Below are 15,986 nucleotides of genomic sequence, written 5' to 3'. Positions count from 1 at the left end.
TTTGGGAACCGAGTGTGTCGAAGGCAACCGAGCAAAACGAAAAATTAAAGCGCGCGATAATCATTTCGGTGATTCTGCATATCGTGCTGATTGCGCTGCTGATATGGAGCTCATTTAATGAGCACATTGAAGCCAGCGGCGGCGGCGGCGGGAGCGATATCGAGGCAGTTATGGTCGATCCCGGTGCGGTGGTCGAGCAATATAATCGTCAGCAGAATCAGCAAAGCGACAGTCAGCGTGCCGAGCAGCAGCGCCAGAAACAGTCACAACAGCAGGCCGAAGAGCTCCAGCAGAAGCAGGCGGCTGAACAACAGCGGCTGAAAGAGCTGGAAAAAGAACGCCTGCAGGCCCAGGAAGACGCGAAGCAGCAGGCGAAAGCCCAGGCTGAACAGCAGAAAGCAGCCGAAGCGGCGGCGAAACAGGCTGAATCTCAGCAGAAAGCGGCCGAGGCGGCCGCCGCGAAAGCCAAAGCGGATGCTAAAGCGGAAGCCGATGCCCAGGCCAAAGCCGCCGCTGACGCGAAAATAAAGGCTCAGGAAGACGCTAAGCAGGCTGCGGCCGAGGCGAAGAAGCAGGCTGAGCAACAGGCGAAAGCCGCCGCGGCCGAAGCAAAGAAACAGGCTGAACAACAGGCGAAAGCCGAGGCTGCCGAGGCCGCGAAACAGGCCAAGGCTGAAGCCGCGAAGCAGGCTAAAGCGGAAGCCGCTAAAGAAGCCAAAGCGGCAGAAGCGAAAGCCGCCGCCGAAGCTAAAGCCGCGGCCGCGCAGGAAGCTAAAGAGAAAGCGGCGGCTGAAGCCAAAGAGAAAGCCGCGAAAGAAAAAGCCGAAGCCGCAGCAAAAGCCAAGGCCGATGCTGCCGCAAAAGCCAAAGCAGACGCGAAGGCAAAAGCGGAAGCAAAAGCGAAAGCGGCGGCTGAGGCAGCGAACGACAGCGACGTCGACGATCTGCTGGGCGGCTTAGCGTCCGGTAAGAATGCACCGAAAAGCGGCGCCTCTGGCGGTGCTGCAGGGCAGGGCAACCAGAAGAAAGCGGGTGCCTCTGGCGCAGATGTGAACGCGTACCTTGGCCAGATTACCAGTGCTATCCAGAGCCGTTTTTACGATGCGGATCTGTATAGCGGCAAAAGCTGTGACTTACGTATTAAACTTGCTCCTGACGGTATGCTGATTGATGTGAAATCAGAAGGGGGCGATCCGGCGCTCTGTCAGGCTGCCATCGCGGCAGCGAAGCAGGCACGTATTCCGAAACCGCCTTCACAAGCGGTGTACGAAGTGTTTAAAAACGCGCCGATGCGTTTCAGACCGCAATAATGCAGTAACCGGCGGCAGGTTGATCTATGGTTAGCTTGCCGTACTCTAGTTGTACTCGTGGTTTCCAGGAACAGTGCCAATTATCGCGGACTCAGGTTCAGATAAGGGAGATAAAATGAAGCAAGCTCTTCGCGTAACGTTAGGCTTTTTTATCCTGTTGTGGGCAGCAGTGCTGCACGCAGAGGTTCGCATTGAAATCACCCAGGGCGTCAACAGCGCGCGTCCCATTGGTGTGGTTCCGTTCAAGTGGGCAGGCCCTGGCGCGGCACCGGAAGATATCGGTGGCATCGTCGCGGCTGACCTGCGTAACAGCGGTAAGTTTAATCCGCTCGATCGTTCTCGCCTGCCACAGCAGCCGACCAGCGCGCAGGAAGTTCAGCCTGCTGCATGGAGTGCACTGGGCATTGATGCTGTCGTCGTAGGACAGATTCAGCCTAACGCCGACGGCAGCTATCAGGTATCTTACCAGCTGGTCGATACGGCAGGTGCTCCGGGTACCGTGCTGGCGCAGAACTCTTACAAAATCACGAAACAGTGGCTGCGTTACGCGGCGCATACCGTGAGTGATGAAGCGTTCCAGAAACTGACGGGCATCAAAGGGGCATTCCGTACTCGTATCGCCTATGTGGTGCAGACCAACGGCGGTCAGTTCCCTTACGAACTGCGCGTGGCGGACTACGACGGCTATAACCAGTTCGTCGTGCATCGTTCACCACAGCCACTGATGTCACCGGCCTGGTCGCCAGACGGCAGCAAAGTGGCCTACGTGACCTTTGAAAGCGGCAAGTCGGCGCTGGTTATTCAGACGCTCTCGAACGGCGCGGTGCGTCAGGTGGCTTCATTCCCACGTCATAACGGTGCTCCGGCGTTCTCGCCTGACGGCACCAAACTGGCGTTCGCCTTATCGAAAACCGGTAGCCTGAATCTGTACGTAATGGACCTGGCTTCTGGTCAGATTCGTCAGATCACCGACGGCCGTTATAACAGTACTGAACCGACCTGGTTCCCGGACAGCCAGACGCTGGCTTACACCTCTGACCAGGCTGGCGCACCACAAATTTATAAGATTGGTATCAATGGTGGTTCACCACAGCGTATTACCTGGGAAGGGGCTCAGAACCAGGATGCTGATGTGGCCAGCGATGGTAAATCAATGGTGATGATTAGCACCAGTGGCGGTGCTCAACACGTCGCCAAACAGGATCTGGTAACGGGAGCCGTTCAAACGTTAACGGACACGTTCCTGGATGAAACGCCGAGCCTGGCACCAAACGGCACTATGGTGATCTACAGCTCTACTCAGGGCATGGGTTCCGTGTTGCAGTTGGTCTCGACTGACGGTCGTTTCAAAGCGCGTCTTCCGGCAACTGATGGACAGGTCAAATTTCCTGCCTGGTCGCCGTACCTGTAATGTTTGAGCTTTCTGACATTACAAAAAAATAAACAATAATGGGAATTTTCAAATGCAACTGAACAAAGTACTGAAGGGTTTAATGCTGGCTCTGCCAATCATGGCAGTTGCGGCGTGTAGCTCACACAAAAATAACAACAATGACCAGTCTGGCGCAGGTGCTGATGGCGCTTACGGTGCTAACTCTGGCATGAACGGCAACGGTAACATGTCTTCTGATGAGCAGGCGCGTCTGCAGATGCAACAGCTGCAACAGAACAACATCGTTTACTTCGGTCTGGACAAATATGACGTTCAGTCTGACTACGCTCAGATGCTGGATCAGCACGCTAACTTCCTGCGTAGCAATCCATCATACAAAGTGACCATCGAAGGTCATGCGGATGAGCGCGGTACGCCAGAATACAACATCGCCCTGGGCGAGCGTCGTGCTAACGCCGTTAAGATGTATCTGCAAGGTAAAGGCGTGTCAGCTGACCAGATGTCTATCGTTTCTTACGGTAAAGAGAAGCCGGCCGTTCTGGGCCACGACGAAGCGGCTTACGCTAAAAACCGTCGTGCCGTACTGGTATACTAAGAGAATCATATGGTTAGTAACTTCAGACATCACCTGTTGAGTCTGTCGTTACTGATTGGCGTAGCGGCCCCCTGGGCCGCTAATGCCCAAGCGTCAATCAGTAGCGTTGGCTCCGGCTCGGTCGAAGACCGCGTCACCAGTCTAGAAAGAATCTCAAACGCCCAGGCACAGCTGATGCAGCAACTGCAGCAGCAGATGAGTGATAACCAGCGGGATATCGACTCGTTGCGTGGGGAAATCCAGCAAAATACCTATCAGCTGAACCAGGTTGTTGAGCGCCAGAAGCAGATCTATCAGCAGATCGACAGTCTGAGCAGCAATAACAGCAACGCCAGCCAGCCAGCCGCAGGTGCCGGTGATAGCGCCGGTGCGGGCGCGGCAGCAGCCTCTGGCACGGATTCCGGTGCCGCAGCAGCCGGCGGCAGTGCGCCGGTACAGAGTGGCGATGCCAACAGCGATTACAATGCTGCTGTCGCGCTCATTCTGGAGAAAAAACAGTATGACCAGGCGATCGCTGCGCTACAGGCGTGGGTGAAACGCTATCCGGATTCGACGTATCAGCCGAATGCCAATTACTGGCTGGGGCAGCTGTTTTATAACAAAGGCAAGAAAGACGACGCCGCGTATTATTACGCCACGGTGGTAAAGCAGTATCCAAAATCCCCCAAGGCTGCTGAAGCGTTGTTAAAGGTTGGCGTGATCATGCAGGAGAAAAACGACACGGCGAAAGCCAAAGCCGTTTATCAACAGGTGATCAAACTTTATCCTGATACCGAATCTGCTAAGCAGGCGCAAAAACGGTTGTCTGGTATGTAATTTGTGCAGGTTTGACCGGATATCGAGTGATTTCTGGTCTTGCCGCATGAAAGGTAGGCAATTGAACCCTTTAACAGAAAATAAGGGTTGCGCTACCTCGGTAAATCAGTAATATATGCCGCCGTTGCCGGGACACATTGCAGATGTGTCTGGCAAGCCTGAAGATGGGTCGTTAGCTCAGTTGGTAGAGCAGTTGACTTTTAATCAATTGGTCGCAGGTTCGAATCCTGCACGACCCACCATCTCCCGCAGGACGTTGTTCCCCAAGAGAACCTTCAGTATTGCTTCACAACCTTAAGATGGGTCGTTAGCTCAGTTGGTAGAGCAGTTGACTTTTAATCAATTGGTCGCAGGTTCGAATCCTGCACGACCCACCATCTTAACCTCAGGCATTATTGGTGAATGTGTTTGAGCGGTTGTCAGCCCCGAGCGGGTCGTTAGCTCAGTTGGTAGAGCAGTTGACTTTTAATCAATTGGTCGCAGGTTCGAATCCTGCACGACCCACCAATTCAGGAAAGAGCGCCCTCCGGGCGCTCTTTTCGTTTGTCGCGCCGCGTAGTTAAACGTGCGGGATGAGAACCTGCCGCAGGTTCGACTGAATCGCGCAGCGATTCAGGCTGATGCGTCAGCATCACCCGGAGGGCGAGGCCCGCCGGGCCGAGGCAATCCTGCACGACCCACCAATTCAGAAAAGAGCGCCCTCCGGGCGCTCTTTTCGTTTGTCGCGTCGCGTAGTTAAGCGTGCGGGATGAGAACCTGCCGCAGGTTCGACTGAATCGCGCAGCGATTCAGGCTGATGCGTCAGCATTACCCGGAGGGCGAGGCCCGCCGGGCCGAGGCAATCCTGCACGACCCACCCATTCAGAAAAGAGCGCCCAGTGGGCGCTCTTGTCGTTTGTCGCGCCGCGTAGTTAAGCGTGCGGGATGAGAACCTGCAGCAGGTTCGACTGAATCGCGGAACGATTAGGCTGATGCGTCAGCATTACCCGGAGGGCGAGGCCTGCCGGCCGAGGCAATCCTGCACGACCCACCCATTCACAAAAGCACACCCACCGGGAATTTCGTCAGGCGTGCAGTGCGGTTAAACGTGCGATAAGCGCCCGCCACAGGCCGACTGAATCATCCGCCTCCTTGCTGCTATCTGCCATAAAAAAAGCGCCCTGTGGGCGCTTGTGTGGCGTGAGGCATCAGCAGGATTAGCGTGCGGCGGTCTGCTGGCCCGGTTCGAGATTGAACTGTTTCAGCAGCGTTTCGAGCCGCAGCGCCTGATCTTCCAGGGCATTGGCGGACAGGGCAGAGGCGGAGACCAGCGAGGCGTTTTGCTGCGTGGTGCTGTCCAGCTCCGATACCGCCCGGGCGATCTGCTCAATACCGCGGCTTTGCTCGTCAGAAGCCGAAGAGATCTCACCCACAATATGATTGACGCGGGAAATGGCATTCACCACCTGTCCCATTCTCTCGCCCGCACGCGCAACGCGGTTATTGCCTTCGGCAATCTGACCAACGGATGCACTGATGAGCTGCTCAATGTCTTTCGCCGCCTGAGCACTGCGCTGAGACAGATTACGCACTTCGCTGGCGACCACCGCAAATCCGCGCCCCTGTTCGCCCGCCCGCGCCGCTTCAACCGCCGCATTCAGTGCCAGGATATTGGTCTGAAACGCGATGCTGTTAATGACGGCAGTAATCTCGGCAATTTTTTTGGAACTGGCAGAAATGTCGCCCATGGTTTGCACCACTTCACTCACCGCAGCACCGCCTTGCTCAGCCTGCAAAGAGGCTTCCGCCGCTATCTGGCTGGCATGGCGAGCGTTATCCGCGTTGTGCTTCACCGTCACGGTGAGCTGCTCCATGCTGGCAGCAGTCTGCACGACAGCCGCTGCCTGTTGCTCAGTCCGTGAGGAAAGGTTGTGGTTGTCGCTGTTAATACTGCTCGCCGCCTGGGAGACGGTGAAGACGCTGTCGCGGACTTCCTGAATCATCGTCCGCAGGCGGTGATTCATTGCGCCCATTGCACCGGCCAGCTTGCTAAGCTCATCACGGCCGCCCGGTTTGATATCGGCACTTAAATCCCCGCTGGCGATGCGCTCGGCCAGCAGCAGGTTGTTTCGGACAGGGGCGGTGATCTGACGGCTGATCAGCCAGGCGATGAGAATACCCAGCAGAACCGCAATGCTGACCGTCAGCAGCGTCAGATTAATTGAACCGTGGGTCAGGTTGCTGTTTTCCGCTTTCATCTGCTGCAGAAGCATTTTAATGATGGCACTGCTTTTATCACCGTCCGTTTTAACGGCGCTTTCCGCAACGCTGAGTTCGCGAAAGCCTGCCGCGTAACGCTCACTGAGTTGTTTCACGTCAAGCGTTGCGCTCCACAGTGCGTTCAACTGCGTCTGTGCCTCCGGGGGCAACTGCGGTAATAAGGCGGAGACGCTGGACTGAATCGTCCTGGCTTGTTGTTCAAGCTGCACCTGAAGCGTAGCGGCATTAACCGGGTCGTAGCGCAGTAACTGAAGCTGATCGCGTAGCTGGCTGATGGCGAGAAGCTGCTGGAACAGTACGCTGGCATCGGTCATCTGCGTTTTAATTAACGCTTCGTACAGGGTTGACTGGCTTTGCATGTTGCGCTGATCGAGCTGTTTACCCGTGGCGGCCAACGTCTGGACTGCCTGGGTCATGGTGGTGATGCTGCTTTGAAAGTGACTGAGTTGACTGGCGATAGCCTGAAGTTCAGCCTGCTGTTCAGGCTGCCATGTGAACTGCTGAGCATCCTGAGTGAGCTGAGAGGCGTGGGCAATGTAATCTGCCATCACTTTGCCGGCTTTTTCATCCCCATAAAGCAGTTTGAGCCGGTTGACTTTGGCCTGAAAGACATCAATGTTGATATCGTAAATCAGGGTGCTTTGTTCATAAACATCACGAATATTTTTAAAGCGTAATACGCTGATACTGCCCGAGCCCACCACTAACAATAAAACGAGTCCAAATCCTAAACTGAGTTTGTGCGCAATTTTTGTATTTTCTAACCGCAACCCCATGACTTCTGCCTCCTGCCCATGTCAACGATGTTAAGCCAAATTGGTTATCGGTTGCACAGGGCAGGAGTTTAGTAAGAACGCGGTTATTTTTTTGATAATGCAGAAATTATGAGCGCGCCGCGTAAGGCTTACAGGCTTTTCCAGATATGCATCACGGCATAGCTGCGCCACGGGCGCCACTGCTGCGAACGAACTTCTGCGGCCTTAGGCGTCAGGCCTCCCAGCTTATTGCGTATAGCAATATCCTCTTTGGGAAAAGCATCAGGCCAGCGCAGTGCGCGCATGGCGATGTAATGCGCGGTCCAGGGGCCAATGCCCGGCAGCGCGACCAGCCGCGTCATGATCTCATCAGGCGTGAGCGTAGCGTTAAAACGCAGGCTGCCCTCAACACAGGCACCTGCAAACGCCAGAATCGCTCTGGCTCGCGCGCTGACAATCCCAAGGCTGGCAATCTCATCGACCGTCGCCTGTGCGATGCGCTGTGGCTGGACAGTATAGCGGGACAGGTCCGGGAATGGCGTCGAGCAGGGCTCACCAAACGCCTGGGCAAAACGGCTGCTGAGGGTGGTCGCCGCTTTCACGGTGACCTGTTGACCCAGAATGGCACGGACGCCCATTTCAACGCTGTCAAACGCGCCAGGCACGCGCAGGCCGGGAGCGTCATGAAGGCTTTGTGCCAGCAGAGGATCCTGCTGCAGGTGAGCCGCAATTCGCTGCGGCTGCGCGTTCAGGTCGAACAGATCGCGCAGGCGGCGCAGGAGTGCAGGTAATACCGGCGTCAGGGACAGCGTGAACTCAACGCGGAGCGCATGCCTGGCCGGGAGCGGTGAAACGCTGACCCAGCCGCGATACTGACCCAGCGCCACGGTTCTGCGGTAGGTTTGGCCCTCAACGGCTTCAATCTCTTTCATCAACCGCAACTGCAGAAAATCCAGCATCGCCTGCCAGTCATAGGGCGGGCGATAGCTGAGCTGCAGTTGCATGGTATCGCCTGGCTGCTGTGTGGCTTGCGGCGCGGTTTTTCGCAAGGCGCCGGGTGTCATGCGATAGCGGGCCTGGAACACGTCATTAAAGCGCCGTAAACTGCCGAAGCCGCTGGCGTAGGCAACATCGGTAACCGGGAGCGTGGTTTCAGTCAGTAACTGCTTGGCCAGCAACATGCGCCGTGTCTGTTTCAGCTCCAGCGGGGTAACGCCTAACTCCTGCTGCACAATCCGCCGCAGCTGACGGGCACTCATGCCAAACTCGGTGGCGATGTCGTCCAGCCCTGCGTGCTCTTCCAGCAACCCCTCTTCAATGCGCTGCACCAGACGGTCAGCGACTCTGTGGGCATTGTCGACGGGCGCATTACCGGGTGCCAGTTCAGGACGACAGCGCAGGCAGGGGCGAAAACGCGCTTTCTCCGCGGCCTCAGCACTGCTAAAGAACACGCAGTTTTTTTGCATCGGCGGCTTAACCGGACATATCGGACGACAATAAATGCCGGTTGAGGTCACGCCAACAAAAAACACGCCGTCAAAACGCGTATCCCGCGACGTTAACGCCTGGTAAGCCGTATCTGGATCAAACATGGTTGCTCTCCGGCAAATAGCGACAGCGTAGCGCTGGCGGATGAGATTGACTGGCTGTTTTCGGACAGCACATCAGTTTATTGTAATGACCGAAAACAGCCAGTTTGACGCTAAAAAAGTGCGATAATGCCCGACAGAATGATGATGGGAGGAACAGCATGTATTACTGCAAACCTGTGACAACCCCGGTCGGCGAACTCACGCTTATCGCCAGCGATCGCGGTCTGGCGGCCATTTTATGGCAGGACGAAGTGCGCAGACATCCCCGCTTATCGCCGGTAGAACGCGACGATAACCATCCGGTGCTGCGCGAAACCGAAACCCAGCTGCACGAGTATTTCGCGGGGACGCGCCGGCGTTTTACCTTATCGCTGGATTTCGCCGGAACCGACTTTCAGATAAAAGTGTGGCAGGCACTGCTCACCATTCCCTTTGGCGAAACGCGCAGTTATCGACAAATTGCCGAGGCGATTGGTCATCCTGCCGCGGTGCGCGCGGTGGGCGCGGCGAATGGCCGAAACCCGCTGTCGATTGTGGCGCCCTGTCACCGAGTGATTGGGACGAATGGCAAACTGACCGGCTTTGCGGGCGGGCTGGCGGTCAAAGCCTTCTTACTCAAGCTGGAAGCGCCCCAGCAGGGGCTTGTCGACCTCTCTTCATCGTAGCGAACAAATAAAACACGACACTCTGCCGCTTTTCCGCTATCGTGTTTAGCATATAAAACACGATGGCGATATTTACGTCCTGTTAAGCCTTAACTGGCGATTTTCGTTAATTTTACAGAACGAGAGCGGTGTCATGAGCGCAATCTTTGATCCAGAAAATGCTGTTTATCCTTTTCCGCCGAAGCCTGCCCGGCTGAACGACGAGCAAAAAACCTTTTATCGGGAAAAAATTAAAGCGCTGCTTAAGGCTCGCAATGCCGTGATGGTGGCGCATTACTACACCGATCCTGAGATTCAGGCCCTGGCGGAAGAAACCGGTGGCTGCGTCTCTGACTCGCTCGAAATGGCGCGCTTCGGCAGCCAGCATGCGGCCGGTACGCTGCTGGTGGCCGGCGTCCGGTTTATGGGGGAGACGGCCAAAATCCTCAGCCCGGAAAAAACCGTCCTGATGCCCACGCTTGAAGCCGAATGCTCGCTGGATCTGGGCTGTCCGATTGAGGAATTTAACGCCTTTTGCGATGCCCATCCCGATCGTACAGTCGTGGTTTACGCGAATACCTCGGCGGCGGTGAAAGCGCGCGCCGACTGGGTGGTCACCTCCAGTATCGCGGTGGAATTAATCGAGCATCTGGATAGCCTGGGTGAAAAGATTATCTGGGCACCCGATCGGCATCTGGGGCGCTACGTCAGTCAAAAAAGCGGGGCCGATGTGTTGTGCTGGCAGGGCGCCTGCATCGTCCATGATGAGTTCAAAACCCAGGCACTGCAGCGGATGAAGGCGCTTTATCCGGATGCGGCGGTGCTGGTTCATCCCGAATCGCCCCAGGCGATTGTGGATCTGGCCGATGCGGTAGGCTCGACCAGCCAGCTGATTCAGGCTGCCAAAAGCCTGCCGCATCCGCAGATGATCGTGGCGACCGATCGCGGCATCTTTTACAAGATGCAGCAGGCGGTGCCCGACAAAATATTGCTGGAAGCGCCGACGGCAGGCGAAGGTGCGACCTGCCGAAGCTGTGCGCACTGCCCCTGGATGGCCATGAACGGACTGCAAGCCATTGCCGAGGCGCTGGAGTCAGGTGGGCAGGCACATGAAATTCACGTGGATGCGGCCCTGCGTGAAGCCGCACTGGTGCCGCTGAACCGTATGCTATCCTTTGCTGCAAATCTCAAACATAACGTGAAAGGAAACGCGTAACGCGCGTCTTTGACAGGTGGCTGATATGGATTTTTTTAGCACACAAAATATTTTAGTGCACATCCCCCTGGGGGCCACGGGCTACGATCTGTCATGGATTGAAGCCATTGGGACACTGGCGGGCCTGCTGTGTATCTGGCTCGCCAGTCTGGAAAAGATCGTCAACTATGCGTTTGGTCTGCTAAACGTCACGTTGTTTGCGGTGATCTTTTTTCAAATTCAGCTTTATGCCAGCCTGCTGTTACAGCTGTTCTTTTTTGCGGCTAACGTTTATGGCTGGTACGCCTGGAGTCGGCAAACGTCGGATCATCAGGCCGAGTTAACTATACGCTGGTTACCGCGCGCAAAAGCCATTGGCTGGGCGGTTGGCTGCGTGATCGCGATTGCGTTTATGACGGTGTATATCGATCCGGTCTTTGCCTTTCTCACTCAAATGGCGGTGAGCCTCATGAATGCGGCGGGCTTTGCCGTGGCGATGCCCACGCTGCAGCCGGATGCGTTTCCCTTCTGGGACGCCTGCCTGATGGTGCTGTCGATTGTGGCCATGGTGCTGATGACGCGTAAGTACGTCGAGAACTGGCTGCTTTGGGTGATTATCAACGTCATCAGCGTGATGATATTTGCCCGTCAGGGGGTTTACGCGATGGCGCTGGAGTACGCTATTTTGACGTTGATTGCGCTCAATGGCTCAAGGATGTGGATAATCAGCGCACGAAAACAGGGTTCTCGTGCGCTGTCTGCTCAGTGATGATGTGCGTGCTCACCGTGCTCGTGATGGTGGTGAGCACCCTCAATCACCGGCGTGTTAAGCGCGCAGTCCGGTCCCACACAGGGCTGAAACTCCATCTGCACCGTCGCGTGTTCAATTTGATAATGGTCGTGCAGATAGGTGTGAATGCGGCGCAGTAAACCATCGTGATCGCGCGGCGGGATCACCTGAACATGCAGCGTTAAAATCGGCTTCTCGCCCACCTGCCAGACATGCACATGATGAACATCGCGCACCTCTGCAATATTACGCTTCAGATCGCGTCTGAGCTTAGTCACATCCAGCGAATCAGGCGCGCCTTCCAGTAGCTCATGAAAACTCTCCCGCAGCAGCGCCCAGGCGTTACGCAGTATCAGCAGTGATACCAGAATCGACAAAATAGGGTCAGCAGGCGTCCAGTTCGTCAACAGAATGATGACCGCCGCGACGATGGCACCTACCGAACCCAGCAGGTCGCCCATCACATGCAAGGCGGCCGCCCGCACGTTGAGGTTCTTCTCTTCACTGCCGTGATGCAGCAGCCAGAATGAGAGAATATTCGCCAGCAGCCCGCCAATCGCAATGCCCAGCATCAGGCCGCCGGTGATGGGCTGCGGATGGGAGAAGCGTTCAATGGCTTCCCAGACAATCAGGAAGGTAATCAGGATCAGGGCAATGGCGTTAACGAAGGCGGCCAGCGTGGTAAGCCGCAGCAAACCAAAGGTATGACGATCGTTGGGTTTACGTTTGGCAAACTGTACGGCCAGTAATGCCATCAGCAGCGCGGCGGCGTCGGTCAGCATATGACCTGCATCCGCCAGCAGGGCCAGTGAGCCTGAAATCCAGCCGCCAATCACTTCCGCGACCATAAAGAGCGCCGTCACGGCAAAGGCCGCCATCAGGCGCTTACGGTTGGTGTCCTGACCGCTATGAGAGTGGGTGTGTGCCATAAGTATCCAGTTTGAGTAATAACCTGTCGGTCAATGATATCAGCAATTGCCATTCTGCTGAGCTGTCCTGCTGGTGCTTCGCCTTGTCAGACAGCTGCTGACAGAGCCTTGCCCCTTCTTCAATGCCAATCAACAGCCAGCTTCCTTTCATACGGTGTGCTGACTCGGCCAGCTGCGTCGCGTCACCGGCTTGGTGCGCGGCATACAGCTGTGCCCGATCTTTCTCCAGGGTATCACGTAATGTTTTACCCAGTCGGTTAAGAAATTTCTCGTTTTGCTGTGCCAGCTGCCACAGATTGTCCTCCACTGACGCGAGCGGATCGTCGCGGAAGTCTGCCAGTATCTCGCCGATATCCTGAAGCTGAACTGGTTTAATCAGCACGCGCTCGTTCGCAGCCAGCTGCACGTTAAGTAACTGCGCGTCGGCGGAACACAGCACCCGTCGCTGCCTGCCGCCACGCTGTCGTTGCCGACGGCGTAACAGGCGCAGCAGCAGCGTGCCATCAGGACGCGGCATCATCTGATCGATAAACAGCAGGTCGTAAGGGCAGCGCGCATCGGCCAGCAGCAGATCGCGGCCATGCTCAAAACAGTCAGCCTGAACAGCAAAGCGGGCAAGCTGCTGCTCCATGACGATCAGGTTGGTGGGATGATCGTCAACCACCGCCACGCGCAGCCCCGGAAAGCCCGGCAGGGCCGTCGGGTCGCTGTCAGGAACGGGATCACAGGGGATCAGTGGCAGCACGATCGTGACATCCGTGCCTTTGCCGGGTACGGAATGGAGTGCAATATCGCCGCCCATCCGCTGCACCATCTCCCGACAGATAAACAACCCCAGTCCGCTGCCCTGGACCGATACGGCTTTTCCCGACGGTGCCTGGTACCAGGGATCGAACAGTTTACGCTGCTCCTCTGCCGGGATGCCGCTGCCGTTGTCGCTCACGGTTAACTGCAACCTGTCCGTGGCCGACAGCGTCAGGCGAATCAGGCCCTGCCGGGTAAATTTAAACGCGTTGGTGATGAGATTATTCACGACCTGCTGCAGGCGATCGGCATCCATCATAATCGCGTCAGGCAGCGGGGTCAGGGCTTCAACCTGCAGCCGCGGCCCCTCCGGGCGCATCAGCGGGTGGTAGAAATGGCGCTGCTGCGCCAGCCAGGGGGCTAGCGCCAGCGGACGGGGCGACAGGGCAAAACTGTTGTTTTCAATTCGCGCATGATCCTGCAGATCGTTAAGCAGCGTCATCAGTGACTGCGCGCTGCGGTGCAGCAGTTGCAGGTTGTCACTGGAACGCTGCTGTTTTTCCAGCTCCAGCAAGCCCAGTATCGCCTGCATGGGCGTGCGCAGCTCGTGACTGACCGTCGCTAAAAACTGGCTTTTCATCGCGTTGGCGCGTTCGGCCTGCTCACGCTGTTGACGGTCACGTCGCTGTTGCCAGTAACGCCGGGCAAGCAGCACCAGCAAAATCACGATGGCGACGCCGCCCGTCAACAATACGGCCACCGGCAGGACACGCATCGCCGCAACGCTGCCAGGTTGCGGTGGCATCGACCAGCGATCGCGCATCTGGTTTTGCGTATCGGCGGGGATCTGCTGCAATGCGCGATCCAGAAGGGAACGCAGCTCGGGCCGATCGGGCGCGATGCCCACCGCGATGGGCCACGCAATATCGCTGGCGGCAAAAGCCAGATGAATCTGCGGATCGTTACGGCTGGCAATCCGCCAGCGCGCGGACAACACGTTATCGACTAAGGCGTCAATCTGCCCGGTTGCCAGCGCATCGTACAGGCTGTTTCGGTCGCTGTAGCGTTGAACCTGCGCGTTCTCAGGAATAAGGCGTTGCGCCAGGTTATTCTGCAGAATTCCGATGCGCTTGCCTGCCAGATCGCTCCAGTGTGACCAGTCAGCTGGCTGGCGGATATAAATGCCCCACAGCGCGCGCCAGACCGGCAGGCTGGTACTTTGCGTTTCGCCGTTAAGCGGCTGCATCAGCTGTAACATCACCTGGTGCTGAGCGATCAGACTGGCGGCCTCCTGAGGGTTACTAACCCAGCGCGGGGTAAAACGTAATCCTGTGCTTTGGGCCACCGCGTTGAGCAGATCAATACCGTAGCCCCGCGCGGTGCCGTTGCTGTCACGGTAACTCCAGGGATAGTTATCCGCTTCAGCCGCGTAGGCCACAACCGGGTGGGCCGTTATCCACTCGCGCTCGCTGGCGCTAAGCATCAGCGTCTGCGTGTCCTGATAGCGGGGAAGACTGCTGCTCCAGCGCGCCTGCAGGGTACTCATCAGCTCGGCGGGGAGCTGGCGCAGACTCTCGTTCAGCCACGCGATAAGCGCCGGATCGCGTGCCACGGCGCGCAGGTTGAGCTGACCGGCATCGATGCCGGAAGCGATTTGGTAGATTTGTCCCTGTTGCAACTGACTCAACAGAAAACCCGCGCTGGTTTCATCCGCCACAACGTAATCGTTCTGCTGATTCAACAACGTATAGAGCGCCTGAAGATCGCTGCCGTAGGTTCGCCACTGATGACGGGCCGCCAAGGCCGGGGGCAGCTGGGCCAGCGTGAGATGACTGATAGCCAACTGAGCATTATGACTATTGAACATCACGGCACGCTGGTTCTGCTGATTGCGATAAATACGCAACGGACTGCTAAACCAGCTGTCGCTGGCGACCGTATTGGCTGGCAGGGGCGGGGCAATCATTCCCAAAGCAAAATCTATCCGGCCGTCCGTTAGTGCGCCTAATAAGTCAGCCTGAGTGGCATACAGACTGAGCGTGAACTGCGCCCCGGTTAACTGGTGCAGCGCGGCCAGGTAATCGGCATCGATGCCGTAGAGATCGTTACCCACCCGCATTGTCCAGGGCGCATTATTCTCCTCCAGCAGGCCGACCCGCAAGACTTTGCCCTGCATCAGCTCGGCGCCTTTGACCGGCATCATCATGGGCAGACTGATGCTGCTGACCGGGCGCACATCGGCCTGCGCTAGCGTGGTAAACATCAGCAGGAACAGGAGCAGCCAGCGTCTCACTGCTGTGCTTTCCATAAATCAGCCAGCTCAACGACGGAGCGGGTGCCGGTTTTTTCCAGAATATTCTTTTTGTGAGTGCTGACGGTTTTGTTACTGATATGCAGCCGCTCGGCAATTTGCAGATTGGATAAGCCACTGGCCAGCAAAGCCAGTATCTGGCGCTCTTTACTGGTCAACGGCAGTTCCGGCTCGTCAGGACAGTCGGGGAAGGCGACGTGTCCACCGAGTACCGCCAGAATCGCGCTGAGTAACTGCTCCATGCGTTGGCTCTTCACCACATAGCCTGCCGCGCCCAGGGCCTGAGCGCGCCTGACGTAGTGGCTAGTTTGCTGGGCAGAATAAATCAGCACCGGGCAGTCGGGTAAATGGATCTTCAGGCGACGCAGGATCTCCAGCCCATCACCATCGGGCAAGCCGATGTCCAGCACGATGATATCGGGCGGAAGCGAGAGAAAAGCGCGGGCAGACTGTTCGCTGCAGGCGGAATAAAGTTGAAGAGGAATGGGGGATTTAGCCAATGCAGCTTCGAGTGCTACTTCAACCAGTGGATGATCGTCTATCAGAAGCAGTGAGGCCATGAACATTTCCCTGTCAAGTTAACAGGCTCAGCATAGCGGAAGTTGCGGCGGGATAAAATAAAGGAGAGCCAGGCTCTCCTTATCAGCTCAACA

At 56.7% G+C, this 15,986-nt stretch carries 12 protein-coding genes, 3 tRNA genes and 3 other RNA genes; 13 read left to right on the top strand and 5 right to left on the bottom strand.

Annotation, left to right across the window (positions count from 1 at the left end; genetic code table 11):
• Window positions 1–14: 14 nt before the first annotated feature.
• From tolA to NXS97_RS07020, 10 genes are all read left to right on the top strand, one after another.
• Window positions 15–1,310 carry a cell envelope integrity protein TolA gene (gene tolA, locus NXS97_RS07065; protein ID WP_013025074.1) on the top strand — a complete coding sequence of 432 codons (1,296 nt, stop codon included), beginning with the start codon at window positions 15–17 and terminating at the stop codon, window positions 1,308–1,310.
• A gap of 115 nt (window positions 1,311–1,425) precedes the next feature.
• Window positions 1,426–2,721 (top strand): Tol-Pal system beta propeller repeat protein TolB, encoded by a 1,296-nt coding sequence (tolB, locus tag NXS97_RS07060; protein ID WP_014593198.1) that lies wholly within the window; start codon window positions 1,426–1,428, stop codon window positions 2,719–2,721.
• Window positions 2,722–2,773: 52 nt separating this feature from the next.
• A complete protein-coding gene (gene pal / locus NXS97_RS07055) occupies window positions 2,774–3,298 on the top strand; it encodes a peptidoglycan-associated lipoprotein Pal (RefSeq protein WP_014593199.1) in 525 nt (174 codons plus the stop codon).
• A gap of 9 nt (window positions 3,299–3,307) precedes the next feature.
• Window positions 3,308–4,114: a cell division protein CpoB gene (gene cpoB, locus NXS97_RS07050; protein WP_013025077.1), complete on the top strand. Its 807-nt coding sequence runs from the start codon at window positions 3,308–3,310 to the stop codon at window positions 4,112–4,114.
• A gap of 166 nt (window positions 4,115–4,280) precedes the next feature.
• Window positions 4,281–4,356: transfer RNA gene (locus tag NXS97_RS07045), tRNA-Lys, on the top strand.
• 59 nt (window positions 4,357–4,415) lie between these two features.
• Window positions 4,416–4,491: transfer RNA gene (locus NXS97_RS07040), tRNA-Lys, on the top strand.
• A 54-nt stretch (window positions 4,492–4,545) separates the two neighbouring features.
• A tRNA-Lys gene (locus NXS97_RS07035) sits at window positions 4,546–4,621 on the top strand.
• A 44-nt stretch (window positions 4,622–4,665) separates the two neighbouring features.
• A non-coding RNA gene (locus NXS97_RS07030) (RtT sRNA) lies at window positions 4,666–4,797 on the top strand.
• Window positions 4,798–4,841: 44 nt separating this feature from the next.
• Window positions 4,842–4,973, top strand: a non-coding RNA gene (locus NXS97_RS07025) — RtT sRNA.
• Window positions 4,974–5,017: 44 nt separating this feature from the next.
• Window positions 5,018–5,147: non-coding RNA, RtT sRNA (locus NXS97_RS07020), on the top strand.
• A 163-nt stretch (window positions 5,148–5,310) separates the two neighbouring features.
• Here the strand turns inward: NXS97_RS07020 and NXS97_RS07015 are convergent.
• Together NXS97_RS07015 and NXS97_RS07010 are read right to left on the bottom strand one after the other, a co-directional pair.
• Window positions 5,311–7,149: a methyl-accepting chemotaxis protein gene (locus tag NXS97_RS07015; protein WP_116219550.1), complete on the bottom strand. Its 1,839-nt coding sequence runs from the start codon at window positions 7,147–7,149 to the stop codon at window positions 5,311–5,313.
• A gap of 128 nt (window positions 7,150–7,277) precedes the next feature.
• Window positions 7,278–8,720 (bottom strand): AlkA N-terminal domain-containing protein, encoded by a 1,443-nt coding sequence (locus NXS97_RS07010; RefSeq protein ID WP_015700733.1) that lies wholly within the window; start codon window positions 8,718–8,720, stop codon window positions 7,278–7,280.
• A gap of 158 nt (window positions 8,721–8,878) precedes the next feature.
• Between NXS97_RS07010 and NXS97_RS07005 the strand changes: the two genes are divergently transcribed.
• From NXS97_RS07005 to pnuC, 3 genes are all read left to right on the top strand, one after another.
• On the top strand, window positions 8,879–9,385 hold the full coding sequence (locus NXS97_RS07005; RefSeq protein ID WP_116219551.1) for a methylated-DNA--[protein]-cysteine S-methyltransferase: 507 nt from the start codon (window positions 8,879–8,881) through the stop codon (window positions 9,383–9,385).
• A 133-nt stretch (window positions 9,386–9,518) separates the two neighbouring features.
• The gene (gene nadA, locus NXS97_RS07000) at window positions 9,519–10,580 is read left to right on the top strand and encodes a quinolinate synthase NadA (protein WP_014593204.1); all 1,062 of its coding nucleotides are present in this window, start codon (window positions 9,519–9,521) and stop codon (window positions 10,578–10,580) included.
• A 25-nt stretch (window positions 10,581–10,605) separates the two neighbouring features.
• Entirely contained in the window at window positions 10,606–11,328 is a 723-nt protein-coding gene (gene pnuC, locus NXS97_RS06995) for a nicotinamide riboside transporter PnuC (RefSeq protein WP_014593205.1), read from the top strand.
• Here the strand turns inward: pnuC and zitB are convergent.
• From zitB to NXS97_RS06980, 3 genes are read right to left on the bottom strand one after another with little or no spacing between them, the layout of a single operon-like run.
• On the bottom strand, window positions 11,322–12,278 hold the full coding sequence (gene zitB, locus NXS97_RS06990) for a CDF family zinc transporter ZitB (protein ID WP_013025083.1): 957 nt from the start codon (window positions 12,276–12,278) through the stop codon (window positions 11,322–11,324). The genes pnuC and zitB overlap by 7 nt on opposite strands.
• Window positions 12,256–15,330, bottom strand: a complete 3,075-nt coding sequence (locus NXS97_RS06985) for an ATP-binding protein (RefSeq protein WP_116219552.1) — start codon at window positions 15,328–15,330, stop codon at window positions 12,256–12,258. Before NXS97_RS06985 ends, zitB begins: the two co-directional genes overlap by 23 nt.
• Window positions 15,312–15,893, bottom strand: a complete 582-nt coding sequence (locus NXS97_RS06980) for a response regulator transcription factor (protein ID WP_015700728.1) — start codon at window positions 15,891–15,893, stop codon at window positions 15,312–15,314. The genes NXS97_RS06985 and NXS97_RS06980 overlap by 19 nt, the downstream gene beginning before the upstream one ends.
• Between the last annotated feature and the right edge of the window lie 93 nt (window positions 15,894–15,986).

Origin of the sequence: Pantoea sp. B623, from assembly GCF_024814475.1 — a bacterium.
GTDB lineage: Bacteria > Pseudomonadota > Gammaproteobacteria > Enterobacterales > Enterobacteriaceae > Pantoea > Pantoea ananatis.
Note: the sequence above shows the minus strand (reverse complement) of the source record. Positions and strands in the feature narration are given on the sequence as shown.